Genomic DNA, 7,946 nt, shown 5'->3' with positions numbered 1-7,946 from the left:
CATCGGCCGGCGGCGTCAGGGGGACGACCTCCAGCGTGGCCGTGGCGAACGAGACGTCCTGGCGCTCGACGTCGCCCTCGCCCCACAGGGCCGCGGCCCGGGCGGTGACGGCGTCGACGACCTCGGCCATCGTCACGCGGTGGCCCTCGTCGGCCAGCGACGTGACAGCCTTGTCGGGGATGCCGCAGGGGACGATGTGACCCCAGTAGGCCATGTCGGGAGCGACGTTGAGGGCGAAGCCGTGCATCGACCGCCCCCGCACCAGCCGCACGCCGATGGCGCAGATCTTGCGCGGGTTCTCGCCGTCGGGATCGACCCAGACGCCCGGGTAGTCGGGCAGGCGGCCGACATCGGGCAGTCCCAAGTCACCCAGCACGTCGATCACCAGCTGCTCCACCGTCCGCACGTAGGCGACCGTGTCGGCCATGCCCGTGCGGGTGGCCGAGTGCTTCCCCGGCAGCGACAGGATCGGGTACCCGACCAGCTGGCCGGGGCCGTGGTAGGTGACGTCGCCGCCCCGGTCGGCCCGCACCAGCTCGGCGCCGACCTCGGCCGGTGGCACCAGGACGTGGCGCAGGTCGGCCCGCACGCCCAGCGTGTAGACGTGCGGGTGCTCCAGCAGCAGCAGATGATCGTCGGGCCCGGCCGCCGCCGCGCCGCCCGCGTGCAGCGCCCGCTGCACGGCCCAGGCGTCGCGGTACGACACCTTCCCCAGCCACCGCACCCGCAGCGTCATGTCACGCCAGCTCAGCAGCCCAGTCGCGGGTCTCGAGGATCTCCCGCACCCGGTTGATGAAGGCCGCGGCGTAGGCGCCGTCGAAGGCCCGGTGGTCCCACGTGAGCGTGAGGTTGCCGGTGGAGTGGATGGCGATGCCCTCGCTGCCGTCGGGCAGGTCGACCACCACCGGCCGGCGCTTCACCGCATCGGTGGAGATGATCGCCACCTGCGGCTGGTTGATCACCGGCAGGGTGAGCGTGGTGCCGAACGGGCCCGGGTTGGTGATCGTGAACGTGCCGCCGGCGATGTCGTCGGGCGACAGCTGCTTCGACCGCGCCCGGTGCGCCAGGTCGGACACCTCACGGGCGATGGCCCGCAGGCGCTTGCCCTCGGCTTCGTGGATGACCGGCACCATCAGACCCTTGAAGTCGAGGTCGACGGCGATGCCGAGGTTCACGTAGTTGTGGACGATCAGCTCGTTCTCGCCGAACGACGAGTTGACCTGGGGGAACTCCCGGACGGCGTCGATGATCGCCCGGCTGATGAAGGGCAGGTAGGTGAGGCTGAAGCCCTCCGCCGCCTTCCATTCGCCCTTGGCCGCCGAGCGCACCCGCTCGATCGACTCGAAGTCGACCTCGATCGAGGCGTACACGTGGGCCGACGTCGCCTTGGAGCGCACCATGTGCTCGGCGGTGCGGCGGCGGATGTTGGTGTGCGGGATCGTGGTGTCGCGCTCGCCCGCCACCGCCATGGGCTGCGGAGCCGGTGCCGGGGCACGCGTCGCGGTCTCGGCCGGCGAGGTGGCGGCGGCCGGAGCGGCTGCGGGGGCCGACGCAGCGACACGGCGGGCACCACCGCTGTCGATGGCGGTGAGGACGTCGCCCCGGGTGATGCGACCACCGGGACCGGTGCCCGCGATCTGGCCGGGGTCGAGGTCGTTCTCGGCGATGAGCCGTCGCACCACCGGCGACAGCAGCTTCCCGTCGGCGTCGCCAGCCCCGTCACGGGCGACCGGAACGGTGGTCTGCGCCGGCGGGGGCGGAGGCGGAGGGGGCGCCTGGCTGGCCGCCAGCTGCGGCGCGGGCGTGCCCGACGGCGGCGGAGGGGGCGGGGGCGGCGGTGCCTGCTCGGCTGTCACTGGAGCGGCCTCGGCATCGGCCTCGGCAGGAGCCGGGGCCTCCTCGGCCGGGGGCGCCTCGGCAGGGGCCGCAGCACCGTCGTCGGCCGGCGCGGCACCGGAGTCGGCGTCGGCACCACCGATGCGGGCCAGCACCACGCCCACGTCGACGGTGTCGCCCTCGGGGACCAGGATCTCGCTGAGCACGCCGCTCACCGGCGACGGCACCTCGGAGTCGACCTTGTCGGTGGACACCTCGAACAGCGGCTCGTCCTCGCTGACCTGCTCGCCGACGTTCTTGAACCACTTCGTGATCGTGCCCTCGGTGACGGTCTCACCGAGCTGCGGCATCTGGATGTCGGTCATCCGTGCAGGCTCCGTCCGGTCAAGCTCAGCACCGTCTCGCCGAAGTTCTCGGACAGCGACGGATGGGGTTGGATGAAGTGGGCGACCTCGTCGACCGTGGCCTCCCAGTTGACGGCGAGGTAGCCCTGGCCGAGCTGCTCGGTGACCCACGGGCCGACCATGTGCACGCCGAGGATGCGCCCGCCGTTGCCGTCGGCGTTCTTCTCGGCGATGACCTTCACGAGGCCCTCGGTGTCGCCCACGATGAGGGCGCGGCCGTTGCCCGTCCAGCGGTGCTTGGAGGTGACCACATCGAGGCCGGCCTCCTTGGCGGACTCCTCGCTGTGGCCGGCGAACGCCACCTCGGGGTGGCAGTAGATGGCCCACGGCACCTTGCCGTAATCGACCGGGATCACCGGCTCGCCGAGGATGTCGGTGATCACGGCGATGCCCTCGGCGAAGCCGACGTGCGCCAGGGCGGGCGTGGCGATGCAGTCGCCCACGGCCCAGACGCCGTCCTCGCCGGTGCGGCAGTACTCGTCGACCGACACGAAGCCGCGGTCGTCGAGCTTGACCGAGGTCCCGTCGAGGCCGATGTCGTCGGTGGAGGGGCGCCGGCCGACCGACACGACCACCTTGTCGACGTCCAGCGTCTTGCCGTCGCCCAGGTCGATGGTGGTGCCGCCCGTGTCGTTCGGGGTGTGGCCGCCCACCTTCACGCCGGTCTTGATGTCGATCCCGCGCTTCTTGAACGCCCGGCCGACCACGTTGGCGGCGTCGGAGTCGACACCGGGGAGGATCTTGGGGAGCGCCTCGAGGATGGTGACCTGGCTGCCGAGGTCGGCGAACACCGACGCGAACTCGCAGCCGATCGCCCCGCCACCGATGACCGCGACCGAGCCGGGGATCTCCGCCAGCGACAGCACCTCGTCGCTGGTGAGCACGACCTCGCCGTCGACGTCGAAGCCGGGGATCGTGCGGGGCAGCGACCCGGTGGCGATGATCACCGCGTCACCGGTCAGCTCGACGTCGCCCGACTCGCCACCGGACACCGAGACCTTGCGGCCCGCGCCCAGGCGGCCGTGGCCGTCGTAGATCGTGACCTTCCGCTGCTTGAGGAGACCCTGGAGCCCGGTGAAGAGCTGGTCGATCACCTGCTGCTTGCGGGTCTGCGTGACCGAGAAATCGATGGTGGGGCTGCCGCCCGGGTCGATCCCGAACTCCTTGGCGCCCTTCACGTGGCGGTAGACCGCCGCCGTCTCCAGCAGCTCCTTCGCCGGGATGCAGCCGACGTGCAGGCAGGTGCCGCCTACCTTGTTCTTCTCGATCAACGCGATGTTCAGTCCGGCGCCGGCGCCGTACAGCGCCGCTGCGTAGCCACCTGGGCCACCACCGATGACGACCACGTCGAAGTGCTCGGGCAGGGGGACCACCTCCACTTCGCTCTCGTTCTCCTGACTGTCGGACTCTACCGGGCCATCAGCCGATGATCTGCAGGAGCTGGACGGTGCCGGCGACCAGGATCGCCATCCCGCACAGGAGCGCAGCGAAGATGAGGCGGCGGGTGCTCATGGGGCTCTCATAGGGCTCCGACGCAAGCTACGCCAACATGGGCTACCGTCCCGAACGCATGGGTGGTCTGGCGAACTACCGCCCTCGCCTCGAGCGGACCCTCGCCGAGCGGGCCGATGCCTACGCGGTGCCTGGCGCCGTCGTCGGCGTGATGCTGGGCGACGAAATCGAGGTGGCGACCTACGGCGTCGCCAACCTGGCCACCGGCGTGGAGGTCACGCCGGACACGCTGTTCCAGATCGGCTCGATCGCCAAGCTCTACACGGCCACCCTGCTGTGCCAGATGGAGGGCGCCGGCGTCGTGTCGCTCGACGAGCCGGTGCGCGCCCAGCTGCAGGAGTTCGCCGTGGCCGACCCCGGAGCCACGCTGGAGATCACGCCCCGCCACCTGCTGGCCCACACCAGCGGCATGCACGGCGACCACCTCATCGACACCGGCTGGAACCCCGACGCCCTGGAGCGCTACGTCGAGACGCTGCACGCCCTGGGCCAGATCCACGCCCCCGACGAGACCTACAGCTTCTGCAACACCGGCTTCGGGGTGGCCGGGCGGCTGATCGAGGTGGCCACCGGTGAGCACTACGACCGGGTGCTGCGGCGCCGCCTGGTCCGCCCGATCGGCGCCCGGGCGACGCTCACCCTGCCGCAGCACGCCCTGCTCCACCGGGTGGCGGTCGGCCACGAGCTGCCGCAGGGCGACCAGCCCGCCCAGGCCGTGCACCGCTGGCCCCTCGCCCGCGCCAACGGCCCGATGGGCGGCATCCTGGCGCCGGCCGCCGAGGTGCTGGCGTTCGCCCGGCTGCACCTGGCGGGCGGGATCGCCCTCAACGGCGCCGAGCTCCTGCCCGCCCACACCGTGGAGGCGATGGCCGAGCCACAGGTCGAGTCGCCGCTGCCCGACGAGGACCAGGCGCTGGCGTGGACGGTCCGACGCTGGGGCGACGTCACCTGCCTGGGCCAGGACGGCGACACCTTCGGCCAGCGCTCCTACCTGCGGGTGATCCCCGAGCGCCGCTTCGCCGCCGTGGTGCTGGCCAACAGCCCCGCCGGCGCCCGGCTCGCCTGGGACCTGTGGCCGGAGATCGTCGGGGACCTGGTCGACGTCCACGTGCCGCTCCCCACCGAGATGGGGCCGCCGAGCCCGCTGGACGACGCCACCCCGTTCGTCGGCACGTTCGACCGGCTGCACCAGCGCATCGACGTGACCGCCGCGACGGACACCACCGAGAAGGCGCTCGACATGCGCGTCGCACCGTCGGGGGTGCTCGACGAGCTGGGCCGCGAGGGCGCGGTCGTCCGGCTGGTTCCGGTCGACCTCGACGCCGGCATCTTCCGGACGACGTGGCCCGAGTCGGGCCTCGACGAGCCGGTGGTCTTCACCCCGACCACCGACGGCCAGGCCCACGCGGTGTACCTGCAGGGCCGCCTCCACACCCGCACCTGACCGGGGGCGCGGGCCCGGGCATCAGGCGCCGGTGAGCACCTTGCGGACGTCCTCGAGGCTCTCGCCGGTGACCATCACCAGCACCTCGTCGCCCGCCAGCAGGCGGGTGTCGCCGCGGGGGACCACCACGCGGTCGTTGCGCACCACGGCCACCACGGTGGAGTCGCGCGGCAGGCCCAGGTCGACGATCTCGTGATCCGCGGCCGGGCTGTCGGTGGCCAGCGTGACCTCGATGAGCGTGGCGCGCCCGCCCTCGAACGACAGCAGCCGCACCAGCGTGCCGACGCTGACCGCCTCCTCGACGAGGGCCGTGAGCAGGTGCGGGGTCGACACCGACACGTCGACGCCCCAGTTCTCGTTGAACAGCCACTCGTTCTTCGGGTTGTTCACCCGGGCGACCACCCGGGGCACGGCGAACTCCTGCTTGGCCAGCAGGCTGATGACCAGGTTGTCCTCGTCGTCGCCGGTGACCGCGGCCACCACGTCGGCCTCGGCCACACCGATCTTGCCGAGGCTGTCGACCTCGCAGGCGTCGGCCACGAACCACTCGACGTCGACCGGCTCGCCGAGCGCCTTGGCCTTCTCGACGATGCGGGGCTCGATCTCGATGATCGAGATCTCGTGACCGGCCTCGCTGAGCTCGCGGGCGATGAACGTCCCGACCGCTCCCCCACCCGCGATGACCACCTTCATGAGTGGGCTCCCTCTGCCGCCCCGACGGTGCCGTTGAGGTGGGCGTCGAGCTCGGCGATCTTCCGGGCGTCGACCGCCAGGTACACGACGTCACCGTCCTGGGCCACCAGGTCGTGGGTGGCGACCTGGGCCACGCCCATGCGCGACAGCGCCACCACCCGGGCGATGCCGGGCACCTCGATCTCCTCGAGCGGGCTGCCCGCCCAGCTGGCGGCGACCGGCCGCTCGACCAGCACCACCGCGGCGCTCGGGTCGGTCCAGGCGCTCCCGGAGGCCTCGGGCAGCAGACGGTGGAGGATGCGGTCGGTGGTCCACTGGACCGACGCGATCGTGGGGATGCCCAGGCGCTCGTAGATGACCGCCCGGCGGGGGTCGTAGATGCGGGCGACCACGTTGTCGACGCCGAAGTTCTCCCGGGCCACGCGGGCCACCAGGATGTTGGAGTTGTCGCCGCTGGTCACCGCAGCCAGGGCCCCGGCCTCGGCGATGCCCGCCTCGGTGAGCCGGTCGCGGTCGAAGCCGACGCCGGTCACGGTGGTGCCCTTGAACCCCTCGTGGAGTCGACTGAAGGACCGTGCGTCCTTGTCCACCAGCGCTACGGAGTGACCCCGGTCCTCGATGACACGGGCCAACCCGCTCCCGACGCGACCGCAGCCGACGATGACCACGTGCATGAGCGGCGACGCTATCGCAGCACCCGCGACCGACCCCAGCCAGGGTTTGGGGAGCGGCCACCTCTTGACAAGGTACCCGTCATGTAAGGCATGCTTACCAAGCACTGCACGGGATTCCTGAGACAGCCGGAGGGGCTGTCGGGAGCAGGAGTGGGCTAGATGATCGTCTGTCACTGCGAAGTGGTCACCGACCGTGGCATCCGTGCCGCGATCACCGACGGCGCGCTCTGCGTCGACGACGTGGCCACCCGTTGTGACGCTGGCACCCGCTGCGGGTCGTGCCGGCCTACGATCGCGGCCCTGCTCGCCGTCCACCTCCCCCTCCCGGGCGAGCAGGAGCAACCTGCAGCCTGAGGAGTTCCATGCAAAGTGCGCCTGAGATCATCGAGCTTCTGAACGACGTGCTCACGGCGGAGCTGACCAGCGTCAACCAGTACTTCGGCCACGCCAAGATCCAGTCGAACTGGGGCTTCGAGCATCTGGCGGAGCACACGAAGCACGAGTCCATCGACGAGATGAAGCACGCCGACGAGGTGATCGAGCGGATCCTCTACCTCGACGGCATGCCCAACCTGCAGCGGCTCGGCTCCGTGCGGCTGGGCGAGACCGTGGTCGAGCAGCTCCAACTCGACCTGGAGATGGAGCGGACCGCTGTCGCCCGGTTCAACGCCGGCATCGCCAAGGCGGTCGAACTGGGCGACAACGGCACCCGTGAGCTGCTGGAGAAGATGCTGACCTCCGAGGAGGACCACATCGACTGGCTGGAGACCCAGCTGGGTCTGGTCGACAAGCTGGGCGAGCAGCTCTACCTGTCGCAGCAGGTCCGCGACTAGGTCCTCAGCGCTGCATCGGCGTGCCCCGCTGCTGGCGGAGCAGGTCCCGGATCTCCGTCAGCAGGAGGGCCTCGTCGGAGAGCTCTGCCTCCTCGGGCTCCTCGCCGCGCCGCCGACGTTCGGCAAGCATGTTCATGGGCTTCACGATCAGGAAGAAGATCGCGGCGGCCACGAGCAGGAAGTTGATCGCCGCGTCGAGCACCGTGCCCCAGAAGATGTCATTGCCGTTGAGGCTCGAGCTCCAGCCGCTGAACTCGAAGTCGAAGAGCGCGCCGATGAGCGGCGTGATGACGCCTTCGACCACTGATGTGACGACCGCCCCGAACGCAATGCCGAGTACGACGGCCACTGCCAGGTCGATCACGTTGCCTCGGGAGATGAACTCCTTGAACTCCTTGAACACCACATAACCTCCGCTCGGGTTGCGCGGGAGATTATCGGTCACTCTGGCCTGAGGTGGCCGAACGGCCGCCGTGGCCCGAGCGGCCCGGCGCCTCGGCGCCAAGAGCGGGAGAAGCAGCACCTCGGGCCGAGGCAAAGTGGAGTTGTT

At 70.9% G+C, this 7,946-nt stretch carries 9 protein-coding genes; 3 read left to right on the top strand and 6 right to left on the bottom strand.

Going from position 1 to position 7,946, the window contains the following annotated elements:
* The 3 genes from lipB to lpdA all read right to left on the bottom strand — a co-directional run.
* On the bottom strand, nt 1-736 hold a 736-nt coding region (gene lipB / locus VK611_00690; protein HMG39805.1), incomplete at its 3' end, for a lipoyl(octanoyl) transferase LipB.
* 1 nt (nt 737) lies between these two features.
* The gene (locus tag VK611_00685; protein HMG39804.1) at nt 738-2,201 is read right to left on the bottom strand and encodes a dihydrolipoamide acetyltransferase family protein; all 1,464 of its coding nucleotides are present in this window, start codon (nt 2,199-2,201) and stop codon (nt 738-740) included.
* Nucleotides 2,198-3,619 carry a dihydrolipoyl dehydrogenase gene (gene lpdA, locus VK611_00680; protein ID HMG39803.1) on the bottom strand — a complete coding sequence of 474 codons (1,422 nt, stop codon included), beginning with the start codon at nt 3,617-3,619 and terminating at the stop codon, nt 2,198-2,200. The genes VK611_00685 and lpdA overlap by 4 nt, the downstream gene beginning before the upstream one ends.
* Nucleotides 3,620-3,810: 191 nt before the next feature.
* Between lpdA and VK611_00675 the strand changes: the two genes are divergently transcribed.
* Nucleotides 3,811-5,196, top strand: a complete 1,386-nt coding sequence (locus tag VK611_00675) for a serine hydrolase domain-containing protein (GenBank protein HMG39802.1) — start codon at nt 3,811-3,813, stop codon at nt 5,194-5,196.
* Between the two features lie 21 nt (nt 5,197-5,217).
* On the opposite strand, the gene VK611_00670 is transcribed toward VK611_00675, so the two are convergent.
* Both VK611_00670 and VK611_00665 read right to left on the bottom strand, forming a co-directional pair.
* Entirely contained in the window at nt 5,218-5,889 is a 672-nt protein-coding gene (locus VK611_00670; protein ID HMG39801.1) for a TrkA family potassium uptake protein, read from the bottom strand.
* Nucleotides 5,886-6,563, bottom strand: a complete 678-nt coding sequence (locus tag VK611_00665; GenBank protein ID HMG39800.1) for a TrkA family potassium uptake protein — start codon at nt 6,561-6,563, stop codon at nt 5,886-5,888. The genes VK611_00670 and VK611_00665 overlap by 4 nt, the downstream gene beginning before the upstream one ends.
* Before the next feature lie 159 nt (nt 6,564-6,722).
* On the opposite strand from VK611_00665, the gene VK611_00660 reads away from it, so the two are divergent.
* The gene (locus VK611_00660; GenBank protein HMG39799.1) at nt 6,723-6,917 is read left to right on the top strand and encodes a (2Fe-2S)-binding protein; all 195 of its coding nucleotides are present in this window, start codon (nt 6,723-6,725) and stop codon (nt 6,915-6,917) included.
* An 8-nt stretch (nt 6,918-6,925) separates the two neighbouring features.
* The gene (gene bfr, locus VK611_00655) at nt 6,926-7,396 is read left to right on the top strand and encodes a bacterioferritin (GenBank protein HMG39798.1); all 471 of its coding nucleotides are present in this window, start codon (nt 6,926-6,928) and stop codon (nt 7,394-7,396) included.
* 4 nt (nt 7,397-7,400) lie between these two features.
* On the opposite strand, the gene mscL is transcribed toward bfr, so the two are convergent.
* Nucleotides 7,401-7,919, bottom strand: coding sequence for a large conductance mechanosensitive channel protein MscL (gene mscL / locus VK611_00650; GenBank protein HMG39797.1), 519 nt, complete (start codon nt 7,917-7,919; stop codon nt 7,401-7,403).
* Nucleotides 7,920-7,946 lie beyond the last annotated feature (27 nt).

It is taken from the genome of Acidimicrobiales bacterium (assembly GCA_035316325.1).
Taxonomy (GTDB): Bacteria; Actinomycetota; Acidimicrobiia; order Acidimicrobiales; family VFJN01; genus DASXTK01.
This window is presented reverse-complemented; position numbering and strand designations above follow the sequence as displayed.